Annotated in this window: 17 protein-coding genes and 3 pseudogenes; 7 read left to right on the plus strand and 13 right to left on the minus strand. The window is 63.8% G+C overall.

Annotated features, from left to right (window positions below; all coding sequences use genetic code 11):
* Positions 1-9: 9 nt before the first annotated feature.
* Both J1M86_RS09785 and J1M86_RS26300 read left to right on the plus strand, forming a co-directional pair.
* Positions 10-3,294: an error-prone DNA polymerase gene (locus J1M86_RS09785; protein WP_206509670.1), complete on the plus strand. Its 3,285-nt coding sequence runs from the start codon at positions 10-12 to the stop codon at positions 3,292-3,294.
* 10 nt (positions 3,295-3,304) lie between these two features.
* Positions 3,305-3,424, plus strand: a pseudogene (locus J1M86_RS26300) (YfcE family phosphodiesterase); the annotation flags it as partial.
* Positions 3,425-3,439: 15 nt separating this feature from the next.
* Here the strand turns inward: J1M86_RS26300 and J1M86_RS09790 are convergent.
* The 4 genes and pseudogenes from J1M86_RS09790 to J1M86_RS09805 form a co-directional block, all read right to left on the minus strand.
* Positions 3,440-4,459, minus strand: a complete 1,020-nt coding sequence (locus tag J1M86_RS09790; RefSeq protein ID WP_241259747.1) for a HAMP domain-containing protein — start codon at positions 4,457-4,459, stop codon at positions 3,440-3,442.
* A 75-nt stretch (positions 4,460-4,534) separates the two neighbouring features.
* Positions 4,535-4,717 (minus strand): annotated as a pseudogene (locus tag J1M86_RS09795) (hypothetical protein); the annotation flags it as partial.
* 105 nt (positions 4,718-4,822) lie between these two features.
* A pseudogene (locus tag J1M86_RS09800) lies at positions 4,823-5,029 on the minus strand (ferredoxin family protein); the annotation flags it as partial.
* Positions 5,026-7,176 (minus strand): molybdopterin-dependent oxidoreductase, encoded by a 2,151-nt coding sequence (locus J1M86_RS09805; protein WP_206509672.1) that lies wholly within the window; start codon positions 7,174-7,176, stop codon positions 5,026-5,028. The gene J1M86_RS09805 and the pseudogene J1M86_RS09800, both read right to left, overlap by 4 nt.
* A gap of 74 nt (positions 7,177-7,250) precedes the next feature.
* On the opposite strand from J1M86_RS09805, the gene J1M86_RS09810 reads away from it, so the two are divergent.
* Positions 7,251-7,862, plus strand: a complete 612-nt coding sequence (locus J1M86_RS09810; protein WP_294634349.1) for a TetR/AcrR family transcriptional regulator — start codon at positions 7,251-7,253, stop codon at positions 7,860-7,862.
* A gap of 22 nt (positions 7,863-7,884) precedes the next feature.
* Here J1M86_RS09810 and J1M86_RS26305 read toward each other — a convergent pair whose 3' ends face one another.
* Together J1M86_RS26305 and J1M86_RS09820 are read right to left on the minus strand one after the other, a co-directional pair.
* Positions 7,885-8,427 carry a nitroreductase/quinone reductase family protein gene (locus tag J1M86_RS26305; protein ID WP_241259748.1) on the minus strand — a complete coding sequence of 181 codons (543 nt, stop codon included), beginning with the start codon at positions 8,425-8,427 and terminating at the stop codon, positions 7,885-7,887.
* A 175-nt stretch (positions 8,428-8,602) separates the two neighbouring features.
* Positions 8,603-9,211 carry a TetR/AcrR family transcriptional regulator gene (locus tag J1M86_RS09820; RefSeq protein ID WP_294634345.1) on the minus strand — a complete coding sequence of 203 codons (609 nt, stop codon included), beginning with the start codon at positions 9,209-9,211 and terminating at the stop codon, positions 8,603-8,605.
* Positions 9,212-9,276: 65 nt separating this feature from the next.
* Here J1M86_RS09820 and J1M86_RS09825 point away from each other — a divergent pair, with 65 nt between their 5' ends.
* A complete protein-coding gene (locus tag J1M86_RS09825; RefSeq protein ID WP_206509673.1) occupies positions 9,277-9,924 on the plus strand; it encodes a TetR/AcrR family transcriptional regulator in 648 nt (215 codons plus the stop codon).
* Between the two features lie 9 nt (positions 9,925-9,933).
* On the opposite strand, the gene J1M86_RS09830 is transcribed toward J1M86_RS09825, so the two are convergent.
* From J1M86_RS09830 to J1M86_RS09840, 3 genes are read right to left on the minus strand one after another with little or no spacing between them, the layout of a single operon-like run.
* A complete protein-coding gene (locus tag J1M86_RS09830; protein ID WP_075840458.1) occupies positions 9,934-10,323 on the minus strand; it encodes a DUF5313 family protein in 390 nt (129 codons plus the stop codon).
* Positions 10,320-10,766 carry a MarR family winged helix-turn-helix transcriptional regulator gene (locus tag J1M86_RS09835; RefSeq protein WP_206509674.1) on the minus strand — a complete coding sequence of 149 codons (447 nt, stop codon included), beginning with the start codon at positions 10,764-10,766 and terminating at the stop codon, positions 10,320-10,322. Before J1M86_RS09835 ends, J1M86_RS09830 begins: the two co-directional genes overlap by 4 nt.
* A gap of 31 nt (positions 10,767-10,797) precedes the next feature.
* A complete protein-coding gene (locus J1M86_RS09840) occupies positions 10,798-11,418 on the minus strand; it encodes a LysE/ArgO family amino acid transporter (protein ID WP_206509675.1) in 621 nt (206 codons plus the stop codon).
* A gap of 69 nt (positions 11,419-11,487) precedes the next feature.
* On the opposite strand from J1M86_RS09840, the gene J1M86_RS09845 reads away from it, so the two are divergent.
* The gene (locus tag J1M86_RS09845) at positions 11,488-12,363 is read left to right on the plus strand and encodes a LysR family transcriptional regulator ArgP (RefSeq protein WP_206509676.1); all 876 of its coding nucleotides are present in this window, start codon (positions 11,488-11,490) and stop codon (positions 12,361-12,363) included.
* A 12-nt stretch (positions 12,364-12,375) separates the two neighbouring features.
* Here the strand turns inward: J1M86_RS09845 and J1M86_RS09850 are convergent, their stop codons facing one another.
* From J1M86_RS09850 to J1M86_RS09860, 3 genes are all read right to left on the minus strand, one after another.
* Entirely contained in the window at positions 12,376-13,293 is a 918-nt protein-coding gene (locus tag J1M86_RS09850) for an NAD(P)/FAD-dependent oxidoreductase (RefSeq protein ID WP_206509677.1), read from the minus strand.
* A gap of 32 nt (positions 13,294-13,325) precedes the next feature.
* On the minus strand, positions 13,326-14,483 hold the full coding sequence (locus J1M86_RS09855; protein WP_206509678.1) for an iron-containing alcohol dehydrogenase: 1,158 nt from the start codon (positions 14,481-14,483) through the stop codon (positions 13,326-13,328).
* 78 nt (positions 14,484-14,561) lie between these two features.
* Positions 14,562-16,094: a CoA-acylating methylmalonate-semialdehyde dehydrogenase gene (locus J1M86_RS09860; protein ID WP_075840467.1), complete on the minus strand. Its 1,533-nt coding sequence runs from the start codon at positions 16,092-16,094 to the stop codon at positions 14,562-14,564.
* Positions 16,095-16,164: 70 nt separating this feature from the next.
* Between J1M86_RS09860 and J1M86_RS09865 the strand changes: the two genes are divergently transcribed.
* Together J1M86_RS09865 and J1M86_RS09870 are read left to right on the plus strand one after the other, a co-directional pair.
* Positions 16,165-17,058 (plus strand): LysR family transcriptional regulator, encoded by an 894-nt coding sequence (locus tag J1M86_RS09865; RefSeq protein WP_075840469.1) that lies wholly within the window; start codon positions 16,165-16,167, stop codon positions 17,056-17,058.
* 65 nt (positions 17,059-17,123) lie between these two features.
* The gene (locus tag J1M86_RS09870) at positions 17,124-17,372 is read left to right on the plus strand and encodes a hypothetical protein (protein ID WP_075840676.1); all 249 of its coding nucleotides are present in this window, start codon (positions 17,124-17,126) and stop codon (positions 17,370-17,372) included.
* A gap of 11 nt (positions 17,373-17,383) precedes the next feature.
* Here J1M86_RS09870 and J1M86_RS09875 read toward each other — a convergent pair whose 3' ends face one another.
* Positions 17,384-17,941 (minus strand): permease, encoded by a 558-nt coding sequence (locus J1M86_RS09875; RefSeq protein WP_075840471.1) that lies wholly within the window; start codon positions 17,939-17,941, stop codon positions 17,384-17,386.
* Positions 17,942-17,985: the final 44 nt, after the last annotated feature.

Genomic DNA, 17,985 nt, shown 5'->3' on the forward strand with positions numbered 1-17,985 from the left:
GGGTGAGCGATGGGGTGGAACGAGGGTCCGCCGACGTGGTCGGAGATGGAGCGTGTTCTCTCCGGCCGTCCCGCGCGCCCGAAACCCGACATCATCGGCGACGGTGGAGACAGTCCGGCATGGTCGCGCAAACGCGGAGCGTACGAGAGAAGTGCGATCTCGACCGAGCCGTCGACGGTTGCGTACGCGGAGCTACATGCGCATTCGGCCTTCAGTTTTCTCGACGGTGCCAGTCATCCTGAAGCAATGGTCGAAGAGGCTGTGCGTCTGGGCCTGGAAGCGATTGCGATCACCGACCACGACGGCTTCTACGGAGTTGTCAGGTTTGCCGAAGCAGCCAAAGCGCTCGGCATCAAGACCGTGTTCGGCGCTGAGCTGTCGTTGGGAACGGCCAGATCCAGGGCAGGCGAATTGGATCCGGACGGCACGCATCTGCTCGTGCTCGCGCGTGGGCAGGAGGGGTACCGACGGCTCTCGCGCGAGATCGCGGCAGCGCATCTGGCGGGCGGCGTGAAAGGAAAACCTCGTTACGATTTCGACGCTCTGTCGGAGGCCGCCGGCGGTCACTGGCAGATTCTCACCGGTTGTCGAAAAGGGCATGTACGACGCGCTCTGGCGAGGGACGGCCCCGGTGCTGCAGAGGCGGCATTGGCCGATCTCGTCGACAGATTCGGCGCCGACCGTGTCACCGTGGAGCTCACCGATCACGGGCTACCGGAGGACGACGAACGCAACGACGCGTTGTTCGAGCTCGCGACTCGGTATCGACTGTCGGTTGTCGCCACCACCGCGGCGCATTACGCCACACCGGACAGCCGCCACCTGGCGATGGCGATGGCGGCGGTGCGGGCGCGAACGAGCTTGGACGAGGCCTCTGGATGGTTGTCACCCACCGGTGGGACACACCTACGGTCGGGGGAGGAAATGGCTCGGCTGTTCGGGCACTATCCGGGCGTCGTGGGTGCGGCGGCGGAGCTCGGTCGGGAGTGCGCATTCGATCTTCGTCTGATCGCACCGCAACTTCCCCCGTTCGACGTACCTGCCGGCCACACGGAGATCAGCTACCTTCGTACGCTCGCGCAGCGGGGTGCGGAGCGGCGGTACGGTTCGCCGGCCGACCACCCATCGGCGTACGCGCAGATCGAGTACGAACTAGACATCATCGAGAGGTTGCACTTCCCGGGCTACTTTCTCGTCGTTCACGACATCGTCGCCTTCTGCAAGGACCGTGACATTCTTTGTCAGGGAAGAGGATCGGCAGCCAACTCGGCGGTGTGTTTTGCCATCGGAATCACCAATGTCGATCCAGTGGCGAACAAGCTCCTTTTCGAACGTTTCCTGGCCCCCGAACGAGACGGGCCACCGGACATCGATGTCGATATCGAATCGGACAGACGTGAGGAAGCGATTCAGTACGTCTACGAGAAATACGGCCGCACACACGCTGCGCAGGTCGCAAACGTCATCACCTACCGTGGAAAGTCCTCGGTTCGTGACATGGCTCGCGCCCTCGGATTCTCGCAGGGGCAGCAGGATGCCTGGAGCAAGCAGGTCACCCGTTGGTCCGGTATCGGTGAGCAAGAAGATAGCGACATCCCCAAGCCCGTTCTCGAACTGGCTCAGCAGATCGAGGGCTTTCCCCGCCATCTCGGTATCCACTCGGGTGGCATGGTGATCTGCGACCGTCCTATCGCCGACGTGTGTCCGGTCGAATGGGCGACGATGGCGAACCGGAGCGTATTGCAGTGGGACAAGGACGATTGCGCTGCAGTCGGGTTGGTCAAATTCGACATGTTGGGCCTGGGCATGCTGTCGGCTCTGCACTACATGATCGATCTGGTGGACGAGCACAAAGGGATCCGAATCGATCTTGCGGACATCGATCTGGGCGAGAAAGCCGTCTACGACATGTTGCAGCGGGCCGACTCGGTGGGGGTGTTCCAGGTGGAGTCCCGGGCTCAGATGGCAACGTTGCCGAGGCTCAAACCCCGGGAGTTCTACGATTTGGTCGTCGAGGTGGCGTTGATCAGGCCCGGTCCCATCCAGGGCGGTTCGGTGCATCCATACATCAAGCGGCGCAACGGAATCGAACCTGTCACGTTCGATCATCCGTCGCTCGAGAAGGCTCTCGACCGCACGCTCGGAGTGCCGCTCTTCCAGGAGCAGCTCATGCAGATGGCCATCGACGTCGCGGGATTCAGCGCTGCCGAAGCCGATCGACTACGTCGGGCAATGGGCTCGAAACGATCCCCGGAAAAAATGAACGAGATGCGTGGTCGTTTCTACGACGGAATGCGCGAACTGCACGGCATCGTCGGTGAGGCTGCAGATCGCATCTTCGAAAAGCTCTTTGCATTTGCGAATTTCGGTTTTCCCGAAAGTCATTCACAGAGTTTCGCCTCGCTCGTGTTCTACTCGTCCTGGTTCAAGCTGCATCATCCGGCAGCGTTCTGCGCAGGTCTGTTGAGAGCGCAGCCGATGGGGTTCTACTCGCCTCAGTCCCTGGTCGCCGATGCGCGAAGACACGGCGTTCAGGTCCACGGCCCCGATGTCAACGTGAGTTCGTGGTACGCGGATCTCACCGGAGGTGGTCTCGAGATCCGGATGGGTCTCGCGGACGTGCGGCACATCGGCCAGGATTTCGCCGAGCGTATCGTCGAGGAGCGAGTCCTGGGCGGTGCGTACACATCCTTCGTCGATCTCGCGGGACGGGTGGAGCTCTCGACCGCCCGAGCCGAATCGCTGGCCACTGCAGGCGCGCTGGGTTGCTTCGGCATCACTCGGCGGGAAGCGCTGTGGGCGGCCGGGGCGGCAGCCGGTGAGCGATCGCATCTGCTTCCCGGGCTCGGAGCGTCGACGCGTGCACCTGTCCTTCCAGGCATGAGTGACTTGGATCTGGCATCGGCGGATGTGTGGGCGACAGGTGTGTCGCCGAACTCGTACCCCACCCAGTTCTTTCGTGAGCAGCTCGATGCGCTCGGGGTGCTTCCGGCCGATCGGTTGCTGTCGGTTCCGGACGGAGATCGTGTACTCGTCGGTGGCGCGGTGACTCACCGACAGAGACCGGCTACGGCAGCCGGTGTCACCTTCGTCAACCTGGAGGACGAGACGGGGATGGTCAACGTCGTCTGCTCAGTAGGTCTGTGGGCGAAGTATCGGAAGCTCGCTCTCACTGCACCTGCTCTGCTGATCCGCGGGAAAGTACAGAACGCCGAGGGGGCAGTGACCGTGGTCGCCGACCACCTGCAGCTCATGGACCTGCGAGTTCGAACCTCATCCCGTGACTTTCGATGAGGGTCGCCGATCTGGTTCTGCGCCAAGGCGCGAGAAGCGGATGGCGGCTGCGTATCCGGACACGGACGTGCTCGTCTTCGGGCACAGCCATATCCCGGGGGACACGTTCGCGGAGAACGGGCTCGAAATTGACCGGCGTCGAAATTCATGACCTGCCGCCCAGGTCGTGGGCACCCGCTGTCAGCGACTTGTCCCGTGCCTGGTTCACGAGGTCGTGGACCAAGCGAATGATGACATCCATGTCGGTCAGGACACCGGCGCGGAGCTCGTCCTGCTCGGTGGGCGTCATGGGGGGAGCATGGTCGGTGTCGAGCGACATGACTGTATCGATCTTCGCGCGGAGCGCAGACAGAGGCTCTATCAGCTCCTCACCCGCATCGGTGATGAGCTTGTTCTGGCGCGCACCGGAGGCGGCGAGCGCCTCCAGCATTTCGTTGAAACTCCTGGCAAGTGAGGCGAGTTCGTCGTCACCGGTGACGGGTATGGGCTCGAGATGCCCGGTGCGGGCCACCTGTTGGGTGGCGTTCGTCAGTCTTTTCACCGGCCGCAGACCGGTTCGGGCAACAGCAGATCCGGCGATACCTGCCAGGGCTACGAGGAACGCGCCGATCATCACCAGCGCCAGAGTCAGTTTGCCGAGGAGGGGAGCATTCGTATCGAGTGACTCGGCGACCATCACCGTTTCACCGGTGATGGTTCGCTTGGCCGAGATCATGTAGCCCCGTACTTCGCGCAGCGACTCGGCGGCTTCACCGTCGACGACCTGTTGCTCGGGCTCGTCCAGAACTCCCGTCGCTCCGGTGAAGGGTTGAGATTTTGTGGTGAAGGTGACGAATTCGCCCGAAGAAGTCACCAGCGCCACCTTGATGGCCGGGCCATCGACGCTACCGACACCGAAGCCGTAGAAGGTCGAGGGAACTCCGAGGGTTGCACCGGCGATCAGTGCATCGGCGTTGCGGGTGACACGATCGGCAAGCTGATCGCGGAGCGCCTGCTCGGCGACGAGATAGATGGCCAGGGCACTCACGGCGACCGCAAGCGTTGCCAAGCTGATCGTCAGGACGCGGATCCGTGTGTGAAGCGAAACGTTGCGACGAAACGCGAACATCATCGGCCTTGCCCACAGTGGTACAGGTGTCGACGGCGCAGGGGTGGACGATGGCATCGGTCGAGTATCGCTTGCCCTGCTGTGAGAGATCTGAGAGCGATTCGGCCGCGTCCCGACGCCGTTCGGGGCACGTTATTTGACGTCGTCGTCCCCGGAGCCTTCGTGGTCGCTGGTGGCGATGGGTGCCCGGCGTGCCTGTTCGAGGACTTCGGTGCTCTCGCCGCCATGTGTGCCGGGACCGACGTGGGCTTCGGCGCGCATCCGGTCGACCATGTGCGGGTAATGCAACTCGAACGCCGGACGCTCGGAACGGATACCCCATCCTCTAAGATGTCAGCGAGCCTTATCGTCGGCAGCGACAGATGTGTATAAGCGACAGCGGTAGTAGTCGGCGTTGATGCTCGAGTACGCACTCATCGAGGCGGGTAGTACGTCTGCGGCGTAGACCGCGTCGACCGGGCACGCTTCTTCGCAGGCCCCACAATCGATGCACCGCGCCGGATCGATGTAGAGCATTTCGGTACTGGCGTAACCGGGTTCGTCCGGGGTGGGGTGGATACACGCGGCCGGACACACGTCCGCGCAGGTGGCGTCGTTGCAACAGTTCTGGGTGATCACATACGTCATCGAGCGCTCACCACAACCGGGATTCCGTTGAAGTAGGCGTTCCCCGACGGCATGTCGATCTCGCTGGCGTCGGTGGGTGTGAGCTGGTTGTAGCTCACACCGCCCGCGGCCACCGCCGTGGACCAGGTGCCGGCGTGACCCCATCCCTGGGTGAGGCCCAGGCAGCCGACGAAGACTTCCTCGGTCACCTCGACAGGAACCTCGATGTTCCCCCACGGCGAGGTGATCGATACGACGTCGCGGTCGTGCACCCCTGCTGCTGCGGCATCGTCCGGATGCATCTTCGCTCGGCACTTGCGTAGCCCGGTCATCAGTTTGGGCACATTGTGCAGCCACGAGTTGTGGGATCGCAGTTCCCGGATGCTGAACAGTCGCAATGGATATTCGCTTCCGGACGGGTCGGGGACAGCCAATCGCCGGGCTTCGGAGAGCATTTCCGGCGAGCCCAACTGGATGCGTCCGTCGCGGGTGTGGATCTTCTTTCCGAGCACGCCGGTGGGGCAATGATCGGCGAGTTTGATCGCGCCCTGATGGTCCAGCAGCTTTTTGCGGTTGATCCCTCGGGGTCGGAGCCCGAACAGATCGCCATGGCGGCCCACGCGGGTGAGCAGATCTATCGAAAACGAGGGCGGAATCCGCACTCCCAGCTTGCCCAGCCACTGCGCACCCGGCATCGGGGACGGCACCACGCCCAGTTCGCGCGCGAGCTGATCGATGATCCACCAGTCATCGCGTGCTTGTCCGCGGGCCGGGACCACCGGGCGCACCCATTGCGCGTTCGGCACCGTGGATTGAGCCTGGGTGAACGCCGGCATCTGTTCGCGTTCGAGCCACAGTGACGGCGGCAGAATCCAGTGTGCGTGCCGTGAGGTCTCGGTGATGTACGGGTCCAGCGACACCATCAGTTCGAGCGTCTCGAGTGCGGTGGCAGTCTCGACGGTTCCGGGTCCGCTGGTGACGACGTTGCTGGACATGGCGATCAGCGCCCGCAACTGTCCGCGACCGGGAGTGGTGATTTCCTTGGCCAGGCAAGCCACCGGCGCCTGCCCGTTGACCTCTGGGGCGCCCTCGACCCGGGTGCGCCATCGGCCACGCCCGGACACTCCGAGCAGCTCGGCGAAACCTTCGATATCGGCCATCGGATCACCCAGGACCATGCCGCCGCGTCGATCGACGTTGCCGGTGACGACCGACAGGGCGTCGAGCAGGAATTTGGTCAATGTCGAGAACTTGCCGAGCGATGCCCCGCAACGCCCGTACGCGCAGGCAGTGGGCGCTGCGGCCATGTCGCGCGCAAGCTGTGTGATGGTCGCGGCGTCGATGCCCGTGCGCGCGGCAGCGGTTTCGAGGTCGAACAACCGGGCCAGCTCACGTAACCCGTCGATGCCGGCGGTCTGTGTGCGCACCGCGTGCTGATCGATCAGGTCCTCCCGGAACATCACGTCCAGCATCGCTCCCAGCAGCCATGGGTCCGCGCCCGGGCGAATCGGAACATGCTCGAACAGTGTGGCTGTTTCGGTGCGGCGCGGATCCACGACCACGACCTGGCCTCCGCGTGCGGGGATGTCGAGCAATACGTCGCGGATCCGTCCGGTCGTCACCAGACTTCCGTGCGACACAACCGGATTGGCGCCGAGGATGAGCGCGAAATGGGTGTCGGCGAAATCGGGCAGTAGGTTGATCGCCGTTGCGCCGTACATGATGTGCGCAGCGGCCCAGTAATTGTTGACATCGATCGATGCCGACGAGTAGTGGTGCTTGGTTCCCAACGCCGCGGCGAGACCCACCGTGGTGACTGCGGCGGCGTAGTTCCAGGCGATGGGATTGCCCCACAGCACACCGATGGCTTCGTTGCCGTGCTCGCGCTGCTCCCGGCGCAGCCTCGCGCCGATGTCGTCGAACGCCTCGCGCCAGCTCGCGCGCGCGAAGGTGCCGTCGGGCAGTCGTCGCATCGGATACAGAACTCGGTCCGGATCGGTGACCACGTTGTGGAACTGGACGCCCTTGGAACACGCAAAACCCCGTGACGCCGGGTGATCGGGATCGGGCCGTAGCTCCAGCACACGATCGGCCTGGACCGTTGCGATCAACCCGCACGACGCTTCGCAGATTCCGCAGAAGGTCTTCTTCTCCACTGTCGCGGTCATTGGGCCACACTCACCCTTCTTATTCGAACTAGGTGTTCGATTAATGGTTCGGACAGTATGTACGATCAACGACTGTGACCGCAACGCCCCAACGTCGCCGCACAAGCACCGAAGCAAGAATCCTGCAGGCGACTACCACGCTGCTGAGCGACGGGCAACGCTACGCGGAGCTGCCAGTGGAACGAATCCTGCAGCTGGCCAAAGTGTCTCGATCCACCTTCTACCAATGGTTCCCGGACAAGACCGCTTTGATCCAGCGCGTCGCCCAGCCCGGAGTGGAGGAGTTCCTCGCCGCTTCGGACTCGTGGTGGACCCGCAGCGACGGAGGGTCCGCGGATACCCTGGCCGACATCGTCACCCAGATGCTGGCCCTGGCCAGGGCCAGCGCGCCCATCTGGCGTGCCTATCTGGAAACCGCGTCCTCCGACAGCGAGTTCGGCGCCACCCTGCGCGAAGCCACCGAGACCTACACCCGCAAGATGGCCGCCCGCCTCGACCGCGAACGACACGACGGGCTCGTCCCGGCCGAGGTCGACACGAGCCAGACGGCACGATTCATCGTCACCACCATGCGCGCGAGCTTCATCGAGGCCCTCACCGCCGGTCACACCACCGAGGACGAGCGCTTCGCGCGCACCCTGGGCAGAGTGTTCTGGTTGTCGATGTATCGCCCGATCGCACCGTAGCTGCCGAGCGAGGCGGCGCACATCAAACAGGTTCGCTTCTGGGTTCGAGCACCACCACGGCAGTCTGTGATCGGCGACGGGCGTAGCCGTCGAGATTCTTGTCCACTGCCCGCCATCGGTCCCACAGCCGGGCCCGCTCCTCGCCGGTCGCGGCGTGGGCGACGACCTCGCGCGTCCCGTCCGCGAGCTGGACCCGGACCTGCGGGTGCGCCTGGAGGTTCAGCCACCATGCCGGCTCTCCTTCGCCCCAGCCATTCATCGCCAGGGTCACCAGGTTCGGGCCGTCCTCGATGTAACCGAGGATCACCGACCGCGCCTGACCGCTGCGGCGTCCGGTTGTGGTCAATCGCATTGCGCCCCAACGCTGGGCGCGCGCGGGCCACAAGCCAAGACGGCCACCGGTGACCCGGAACAGAGCTCGGTGCACCTTCCAGAAGAGCACGATGAACCACCGCGGTTGCAGCCGCGGTGTCCTCTCGCTCCCTCCTGGCTTGTGTTCCCCTGCCCCGGCCGACATGACCAGTGCCACCGACATGGACAGAACCGGAACCAGTTTCTTCCTCATGGTGCATTCCCTCCTCACGATGAGGCGCTCTATGGCGGGTGTGGTGTTGGAACGCGCCTGTGCATCTACCACCTTCGGATCTGTCGGGACCTGGCCGCTAGGGCCCAAAGTCCCTGTACAGCACTCGCTCAGCAGGCGCCCGGGTCTCGTCGCGCCTTGCGGGGGAATGGTTGGTTCAGGCGGTATCGGTACCCGCGATCCGGTCCGCGAGGGCGACTCCGGCTTCGATGAACTTGGCGCGGCCCAGGGTCTTGAAGGACCGATCCTCCGACAGGAACGCGGAGGCGAAGATCTCGAACTCGGCGATGAGCGCCGAAGCAATCACGCCGGCCTCGGCGGCCGACACTTTGCCGCGCGCCTTTTTGGCAGCTCGGCCGAGGATGGGAATCAACACCAGCGCGTTCGCACGCCTGATCGCCTCGACCTGCTGGCTCGCTCCCCGTGATTGGACGAAGTAGACCGATGCGCGGGTCCGGTTGTCGGCGAGCCATCGAACGAACGGTTCGATCATTGCCCCCATGCGCGCCGCCGGCACCACTTCCTCCGCGGCCAGGCGTTCGATCTCTCCGACATACGACTCGGCGAACTCGCGGAGTCCTTCGAGCAGGATCTCCTCGCGTGAAGGGTAGTGATAATAAATTGCGGCCGAGGTCATCTCCGCGGCAGCTGCAATATCGGCAACGGTGACCGTGTCGACAGGGCTCGAGGCGAACAACTCGAAGGCGGTCTCCACGATGACACCGCGCCGCGACGGTCGGTGCGCGGGACGCTTTGCTGCTGGCACTGATCTCTCCTCGGTTTCGATCATGCAAGACTAGTGTCCGATGGATCTACTACTGGTGAGGATGCATGGTTAGCGACCAAGGGGCCGGCGATCCGGTGCAGAAGAAGTCACCGCATCGGCCCTCCCGTAGGGAGGACATCGTCAGCGCGGCTATCCGCGTCTTTGCCGCCAAGAGCTTCTCCGACGCCAGCATCCACGACGTGGCACTCGAGGCCAACGTCGTGTCATCGGCCGTCTACTACCACTTCGCGGGCAAGGACGAACTGTTCGAATTGGCCATGCGACGTGTTCTCGACATGATCAACGAGGTCGTCGCCGACGTCCGTGCCGGGGAGGACCCCGCCGAGCAACCCTCGCTCGAGGCCGTCATCGTTGCCGTGTGGGACTGGGTGGAAGCTCACCCTCACGAGTCGCGGTTGCTGCACTATCACTTGCCCGGTGCCACGGCCGAGGCGTCGGCGCTGCGTCGCGAGTTCGAGGAAACGCACGTCCAACGCGCTTTCGATTATCTTCCGCCGGGGCCGGTGCCCGCGAGCAGGAAGGCGGCTGCGAACGAGCATGCGACACGTACGCTGTCGACCCGGACACTCATCGAGCTGTTGATGACCATCCAGGCGTTGCGTATGGACGAGGGCCCATTGAGCAGACATGCATCGAAGAGTCTGCGGCGCGCCGTCGTGGCGGTGGGGGAGCGGATCGTCGTCGGAGGGTGACCTCCGGAATCACTTTCGGGGGTGTTGGCTCTCGTATCGCGTCCGCTCGTCCTGTGCGGCGGCGCGTTTGCGTGCGCTCTGCAGATCCGGTGGCAGACCGTTGAGTTCGAGCCTGCGTGCGCGGTTGGGCTCCATGTAGGCGAGTGTGAAGAACATCGCCAGGAGAAAGCCCAGCAGAAACATCGACCCTCGCAACCAGAGCGGTCCTGGAAAGAGAACGAAGAAGCCGATGAAGATCGGTAGGAACGGAATCATTGCCCGGAACAGGTGTTTGGGTACCGCGCCTCGTCCGACCAGATCGTTCTCGACCCACCCGCGCATCGAGGCGGGTAGTGGTCGGCCGGCGGTGTATTTGAGCCACTGAACGAGATTCGGACTGGTTCGTTCGAGGTCGGTCATCGTATGGCTCCTGCTTCGATTGCTGCCCGGTTGATTCGACCGAGCACGGTGTGTAGCTCCTCCAGCTCGGCGATGTCGACGCCCAGTGCGGCGACAACGGCCGGGGGGATCTTCTCGGCTTCACGACGCAGCGCGATGCCATCCTCGGTGAGGTGCACGTCGAGTTGGCGTTCGTCGCTCGTGCTCCTGGTGCGGACGAGAAGGCCGCCCGCTTCGAGCCGCTTGAGCAGCGGGGAGAGGGTCGGGGAGTCGAGCTGAAGCGCCGCGCCGATCTCCTTCACCGACATCGGCGAGTTCTCCCACAACGCGAGCATCACCAGGTACTGCGGGTGAGTCAGGCCCATGGGTTCGAGAAGTGGCCGATAGACGCTCAGCACCGCGCGATTGGCGACTGCGAGCGCAAAGCACACTTGCCGGTCCAGCGCGAGTGGATCACCGTTCATAAATTTGAAGCGTACACGAATGGTTAGTGCACTAACTAATTGCCTGGACGGCGAGTGTCAGCGCAAGGCACAGCATGAACACGGCGATCGCTCCGTCGAACACGCGCCACGAGGTAGGCCTCGAAAACAGGGGGCGTAGGAACTGGGCGCCGTATCCCAATGCGCTGAACCAGGCGAGGCTGGCGCCTGCGGCACCCACGCCGAACCACAACCGAGTCGTGTCGTAGGTAGCCGCAACGGAACCCAGCAGAACCACGGTGTCCAGGTAGACGTGCGGGTTCAGCCAGGTCAATGCGAGTGCAGTGACGATGGCCGTTCCGAGTTGCTTTGTGTGCGCTGTGTTTTCCACTTCCAGAGATGTGTTTCGCATTGCTCGCCGGGCGGACAACGCGGCGTAGGTGAGCAGGAAGGCCGCTCCGCCCCAGTAGGCGAACTGCAGAAGGCCCGGATTGGTTCGGACGACCAATCCGGCGCCCGCCACTCCGGCGGTGATGAGGATGACGTCCGATGTCGCGCAGACCGTCACGACCGCAAGCACGTGTCGCCGAGCGATTCCCTGACGGAGCACGAACGCATTCTGGGCGCCGATCGCAACGATCAACGACAGGCCGAAGGCGAAACCCGCCATGGACGGCGTCAGTGCTGGATGCATGCGATCGAACCTATGCAACCTGGTGGCTACAGTACAGCGAATGATTTTCACGACACGTTAGTATCTCTTATGACGAACTTCGACCTCGCGCAACTGGAGGCGCTCGCTGCCGTCGTCGAGGAGGGAACGTTCGACGCGGCGGCCCGCAGGCTGCACGTGACCCCTTCCGCAATCAGCCAGCGCGTCAAGGGCTTCGAAGCCGCTGCAGGAGCAGTGTTGCTGCAGCGGTCGAAACCGGCCCGGATCACCGAAGCCGGCGTCGCGTATCTTCGCCTGGCTCATCAAGTTCGAGCGTTGATTGCCGAGGTATCGCTCGAGACCGGGGGAGAGGGCGCCGTCACGGTACCGATCGCCGTCAACGGAGACTCGCTCAACACGTGGGTGCTCCCGGCATTGGCATCGCTGTCCGGGGCGATGACCTTCGACGTACGCCGCGTCGATCAGGACCATTCCGCCGACCTGCTGCGTCAGGGAATCGTGATGGCCGCGGTGACCGCGTCGGCCGAACCGGTGCAAGGCTGCTCGGTGACGCGGCTCGGCCTCATGCGCTACCGACCGATGTGCTCACCGGAGTTCGGAGAAAGGTGGTTTCGGGACGGGACCACATCCGATTCGTTGGCCCACGCCCCGATGCTCGTGTTCGATCGCTCCGATGATCTACAGGATCGGTACCTGGTGGAAACGACGGGTGAGCGATGTCGAGCGCGTAGGCACTACGTTCCGTCCTCGGCGGACTTCGCCGAAGCGGTACGTCTGGGAATCGGGTGGGCGGTGCTGCCGCGGCAGCAGAGCGAACGCTGGGAAGCCACCGGCGAGTTGATCGACATGTTCCCGGGGACCGGCGTCGATGTGACGCTGTACTGGCAGCAATGGAGTGTGCGGACCGCGGCATTGGAGCGACTGTCGAACGCGATCATCGCCGCGGCATCGACCGAACTCGACTGACGCGCCAGTGCATCAGCGTGATGCGACCAACGCCCGCCCCAGATCGGTTCCGGAGCGCCACGCACTCTCGATTCTCGGGGCACCACTCGGACACCATTGATCTCCAGCGAAACCTATCCGCCGACCCGATGATTCGGTGAGGTGATAGCTGGCGGCGTGGACGGACGACGGCTTGGCGAACGTCCAGCGGTGTGCATACGACCAGACGGGTTCGGTGGATCCGACGAGAGCGTGAACTGCGGTGACGACCGGCGCAACAGCACGGTTCGGCTCGTCGAGATGGTCTTTGGCCATCTCCGCGGTGGTATGCACGACGAGCACAGGAGCGCCGTCACCGCGCCGTGCACCGTCGTCGGCGACGAACTCGAGCACCGGGTGGTCGTTGACGAAAGCGGCGTGCCGAAACGGCAGCTCCAGCGAATCGAATCCACACACGACAGTGACGACGGGTTGGTACTCGACCGGGTCCGCGACAGCGGACAACCTGGCTGCCTGAGGATCTGGCATGGCCAACACGACATCGCCATCCGGCAAGTGGTCGACATTCACCGTCTCGGTGTCGATCTCGGACAGCAGGTTCTGCACCAGCGAGCGAAGACCGTTCGGTGTCGCCCACCGCATCGGTCCGGTACTCGTCGCCGGTGCCGTGTCGGGTGAGAGGACACCGAACGTGTCCGTCCACGGCCGAGCGATGCCGGCGGCTTCCCATCGCTGGACCACAGCCTCGAATTCCGGATCGCGAACGGTGAAGTACCCGGCCCCGATATCGACGCGCCGATCGTGCAACAGAGGCGAGGCCATGCGTCCGCCGACCGCGCGCCCGCGGTCGAGTACACGGAAGGCAAGGCCGGCGTCACGCAGCACATTTGCGCAGGCGGCGCCGGCGACACCTGCGCCGATGATGGTGATGGCATTCGATCGCGTGGTCACCTGTTCACCGTAGGCCGCCGACACAACTCGCGTCAGAACACCTTTCGGTACAGTTCGGCGATCTCCTCGGCAGTCGGAACGACCGGGTTGTTGGACGGGGAACCGGATGCCAGAGCCTGCTGGGCCATCAGCGGGATCAACTCCTCCCAGCGGGAGGCGTCGATTCCATAGGTGCTCGGTGTCGGTACCTCGACGTCCGCGCACAAGGTGTCGATGAACTCGATCAGCTTCGCCGCCGCGGCCTCGTCGCTGTCCTGACGTTCGGCCGCCCCCAACTGGCGTGCGCAATCGGCATAGCGGCCGGGCGCACCGGATATCGAGAACCGAGTGACTGCCGGAAGCAACATGGCATTCGAAAGACCGTGTGCCACATGAAAGTGCGCCCCGATCGGCCGGCTCATTCCATGTACGAGGCACACGCTTGCGTTGGAGAACGCCATACCGGCCTGGGTCGACGCGGTCATCATTGCATCGCGGGCCTCACGGTCGGAACCGTCGCGATACGCACGCAGGAGGTATTTCCCGATGGTCTTCATCGCCGACAACGCGAGACCGTCCGAGATCGGATTTGCCTTCGCACTGACGTACGCCTCGATCGCATGGGTCAACGCGTCCACGCCGGTGTCCGCGGTGAGTCTGGGCGGCATCGACATCGTGAGTTCGGAGTCGACGATCGATGCGATCGGCAGGAACGACAACCCCGGACACAGCATCTTCTCGTCCGTCGCTACATCGGTGATGATGGTGAACTGCGTTGCTTCCGAGCCACTTCCGGCAGTAGTGGGAATTGCGATGATCGGGAGCGCTGGGCCCGCGTACACGCGCGGAGCCTTGAAGTCGCGCATGACGCCGCCCTGCTCGGACAGCACGGCCAGCGCCTTGGCTGTATCCATCGGGCTACCGCCTCCGAAACCGATGATCGCGTCGGCGGCGTGGGCTTTGACGGCGTCGATACCCGCGCTCAGTGATTCGGTCGTCGGGTCCGGGACGGTTTTCGAGAACAACGCAGCCTTCTTGCCGGCTGCCTCCATGATTTTCATCAATCGCTCGGCGCTTCCGTTGCCCACCATGAAAGCGTCGGTGACCAGAAGTGGACGCTCGACTTTCAGGTCGTTCAATACCGACCCGAGCTCTTCGACGGCGCCTGGTCCGAGTTTCAGGAATCGCGGAAACGAGATGTTGGCAACCATGCACTACTCCTTTGTAGGGCGCTTCGCGCTTGTGCGTGGAAATACGTGGCCTGCCACGTATTTCCACGCACATAGGGGTCAGGTGTTCTGGGGGAAGCCGAGGTTGATGCCGCCGTGGCTGGGGTCCAGCCAGCGGCTGGTGACGGCTTTGCCGCGGGTGAAGAAGTGGATGCCTTCGGTGCCGTGGGCGTGACTGTCGCCGAAGAGACTGTTCTTCCAACCACCGAAGCTGTAGTAGGCCATGGGGACGGGGATCGGGACGTTGATGCCGATCATGCCGACCTCGACCTCGTTCTGAAAGCGTCGCGCTGCGCCACCGTCGTTGGTGAAGATGGCGGTGCCGTTGCCGTAGGGGTTCGAGTTGATGAGCTCGAGCGCCTCGTCGTAGGTGTCGACGCGGACGACGGAGAGGACGGGGCCGAATATCTCGTCGGTGTAGATGGACATGTCCGTCTTCACATGGTCGATGAGGGTGGGTCCTAGCCAGAATCCGTCAGCTGCGCCGTCGGCCTGAACCGTGCGTCCGTCGACGACGATGGTGGCGCCGTCGGCTTCACCGGCGTCGACGTAGGAGGCGACCTTGTCGCGGTGTGCCTTGGTGACCAGCGGGCCCATGTCCGAGCCCTTGGTTCCGTCACCGGTTACCAGCGGGATGGTGCGCTCGACGATCTTGGCTACCAGTTCGTCGGCGATGTCGCCGACGGCGACGAGTGCGGAGATGGCCATGCAACGCTCACCCGCGGAGCCGAAACCGGCATTCACCATGGCGTCGGCGGCGAGGTCGAGGTCGGCGTCGGGGAGGACGATGGCGTGGTTCTTGGCACCGCCGAGGGCCTGGACTCGTTTTCCGTGGCTTGTGCCGGTGGAGTACACGTACTGCGCGATGGGGGTGGAGCCGACGAAGCTGATGGACTTGATCGACTTGTGCTCGAGCAGTTCGTCGACGGCGAGCTTGTCGCCCTGCAGGACGTTGAAGACACCGTCGGGCAGCCCGGCCTCCTTCCACAGCTCGGCCATCCAGATGGAGGCGGTGGGGTCTTTCTCGCTGGGTTTGAGGACCACGGTGTTCCCGGCGGCGATGGCGATGGGGAAGAACCACATCGGCACCATGGCGGGGAAATTGAACGGGGAGATGATGCCGACGGGGCCGAGGGGTTGGCGGATGGAGTAGATATCGACGTTGGTGGAGGCGTTCTCGGTGTAGCCGCCCTTGAGGAGGTGGGGAATGCCGCAGGCGAATTCGACGACTTCTTGGCCGCGGCTGATTTCACCGAGGGCGTCGGAGAGCACCTTGCCGTGCTCGGCGGTGATGATCTCAGCGAGCTCGCCCTTTTTGGCATTGAGCAGTTCGCGGAAGGTGAACAGCACCGCGGTGCGCTTGGCCAGTGAGGTGTCGCGCCACGCTGGGAATGCGGCTGCGGCGGAGTCGATGACCGCGCGGGCGTCCTCGACGGTGGCCAACGCCACCTGTCCGGTGACTTCGCCGGTGGCGGGGTTGGTGACGGGGGCTGTGCGGTCGGAGGTGCCGGCGAACGGCTTCCCGTCCAGCCAGTGAGCGATAGTTGTCACGGTTGTCCTTTGCTCGTGGTGTGACCCCAGTCTCGTTCGCATTGTTGTATGTGTCAAAGGTCAAAATCGCACTTTCGCGTGCATAAATGCACGCAGTGCTACGGTTGGTCACGTGTTCAGTGCCGACCACCTCAGGTTCTTTCTCGAAGTGTCGCGACACGGTCGGCTCAACGAGGCGTCCCGTGCGCTCGGCGTCGACCACACCACGGTGGGCCGTCGCATCACCAGCCTCGAGAAATCGGTGGGCGGCAGGTTGTTCGATCGAACCCCCACCGGATGGCGACTCACCGAATCCGGACGACGCCTGGTCGGCTACGCCGAGAAGGTCGAGTCCACCCTCATCGCAGCTTTCGAGGACCAGACCTCGACGATGGGCTCGTTGACGGGGTCGGTTCGAATAGCCGCGCCCGATGGTTTCGGAGCCTTCGTGCTCACGCCCAACCTGACACGGTTGCGGCGCATGCATCCCGATCTCGATGTCGAACTCGTCACCGCAACGGAACACAACTCGCTCAGCACAAGGGAATTCGACGTTGCCGTGACCCTGGAGCAACCGTCGCCGAGGCTCGTGTCGTTTCGCAAACTGGCCACGTACTCCCTACACCTCTACGCGACACGGGCGTATCTCGATGCCGCCCCGACGATCACGAAGCTGGACGACCTACGCGCGCACACACTGATCTGGTACGTAGCCGCGCTCCTCGACGTCGAGCCGCTGCGCATACTCGATTCGATCCTCGCCGACGGTCGGGCGCAAATCCAGACCAACAACATCACCGGGCACTGGCTCGCGGCGCGCAGCGGTCTCGGAATCGCCCCGTTGCCGAGCTACATCGGTGAACCGGACGACTCCCTCGTGCGGGTTGTGCCCGAGCAGTTCTCGATCGAAAGGACCTACTGGGTCGCGGTTCCGCGTGAACTCACCGGGCTCGCGCGGGTGAAGGCGGTGAACGACGTGCTGACCGACATCGTCGCCGATGCGCCGCATCTGACGCCCGGCCGTTGACCTGGTCACCGATCCGTCAAGGGCGAGCGAGCGAAAACCGGTACCATCTCGCCTACGGTGGTGACATGACTGTGGAAGATTTCGGTGGCCGACGCACACTCTCGGCCGAGGAGCTGCTCGTGTTGGTCGGGGACTATGCGCTCGTGAACGACATGGGTGAACAGCGTGGGCGTATCGAATCGGTGGCCCAGGAGGGCATGTCGGTGGTGGTGACGGTGGCGGAAGAAACAGGTCCCGCCGTGATGACGTTCGCGCCCGAGACGCAGGTCACGGTCGAGCCGTACGACGGCGGGAAAGCACCCGTAGTTCCCTGATTCCCACGCACCTACTGACCACTTCCCGCCGCGTCGATTGTCGTTGCGTCGAGCCGTTTCTGGGCCCGTCGGCGCCGCGCGCGGACGATGACGAAGGTCAAGAACGCGAACAACGCAATCGCGAGAACAAACCCCAGGGCGGTTGCCCCGCGGAATCCTGGCGCCTCGGTGTCGAGCGTTCGCTCGCCGGCGTGCGCCGCGTTGTTGCTACCGAGGACGATCGACAGGGTCAGCAGGTTCGGGGCGGCCACAAGCAAAGCCAGTATCGACAACACGATCGCGCCGATCTTGCCGCCTCGGCGCTTGCGCACCAGCCACGCTGCTGCGAACAACGCGAGCGGGATCACGGTGCAGACGATGCCGAATGTCAGGCCCCAGAAGATTCCTCTGGTGAACGTCTGGTCGGCCAGGTTCGCCACACGAATACTCCACCAGCGCGGTAGGAACGCAGACAGGATCAAGTACGCGATCACCAGAGCGACCACGCCGATGGCGATGACGATCGCCTTGTTCACCCACCGCGGCCTACCTGTGGTGGAAGGAGCGGGGGAGGTTCCGTCGACTGTCATGAGAACGATCCTAGACGCGTGACTCGTCGTGACAGCCGCCACAT

Source organism: Rhodococcus sp. KRD197, from assembly GCF_017168235.1.
Taxonomy (GTDB): Bacteria; Actinomycetota; Actinomycetes; order Mycobacteriales; family Mycobacteriaceae; genus Rhodococcoides.

Coding starts and splice junctions, on each gene's coding strand:
- J1M86_RS09785 (WP_206509670.1), top strand. CDS start 10: ATGGGGTGGAACGAGGGTCCGCCGACGTGGTCGGAGATGGAGCGTGTT.
- J1M86_RS09790 (WP_241259747.1), bottom strand. CDS start 4,459: ATGCCATCGTCCACCCCTGCGCCGTCGACACCTGTACCACTGTGGGCA.
- J1M86_RS09805 (WP_206509672.1), bottom strand. CDS start 7,176: ATGACCGCGACAGTGGAGAAGAAGACCTTCTGCGGAATCTGCGAAGCG.
- J1M86_RS26305 (WP_241259748.1), bottom strand. CDS start 8,427: ATGAGGAAGAAACTGGTTCCGGTTCTGTCCATGTCGGTGGCACTGGTC.
- J1M86_RS09825 (WP_206509673.1), top strand. CDS start 9,277: ATGGTTAGCGACCAAGGGGCCGGCGATCCGGTGCAGAAGAAGTCACCG.
- J1M86_RS09830 (WP_075840458.1), bottom strand. CDS start 10,323: ATGACCGACCTCGAACGAACCAGTCCGAATCTCGTTCAGTGGCTCAAA.
- J1M86_RS09835 (WP_206509674.1), bottom strand. CDS start 10,766: ATGAACGGTGATCCACTCGCGCTGGACCGGCAAGTGTGCTTTGCGCTC.
- J1M86_RS09840 (WP_206509675.1), bottom strand. CDS start 11,418: ATGCATCCAGCACTGACGCCGTCCATGGCGGGTTTCGCCTTCGGCCTG.
- J1M86_RS09845 (WP_206509676.1), top strand. CDS start 11,488: ATGACGAACTTCGACCTCGCGCAACTGGAGGCGCTCGCTGCCGTCGTC.
- J1M86_RS09855 (WP_206509678.1), bottom strand. CDS start 14,483: ATGGTTGCCAACATCTCGTTTCCGCGATTCCTGAAACTCGGACCAGGC.
- J1M86_RS09860 (WP_075840467.1), bottom strand. CDS start 16,094: ATGCGAACGAGACTGGGGTCACACCACGAGCAAAGGACAACCGTGACA.
- J1M86_RS09870 (WP_075840676.1), top strand. CDS start 17,124: ATGACTGTGGAAGATTTCGGTGGCCGACGCACACTCTCGGCCGAGGAG.
- J1M86_RS09875 (WP_075840471.1), bottom strand. CDS start 17,941: ATGACAGTCGACGGAACCTCCCCCGCTCCTTCCACCACAGGTAGGCCG.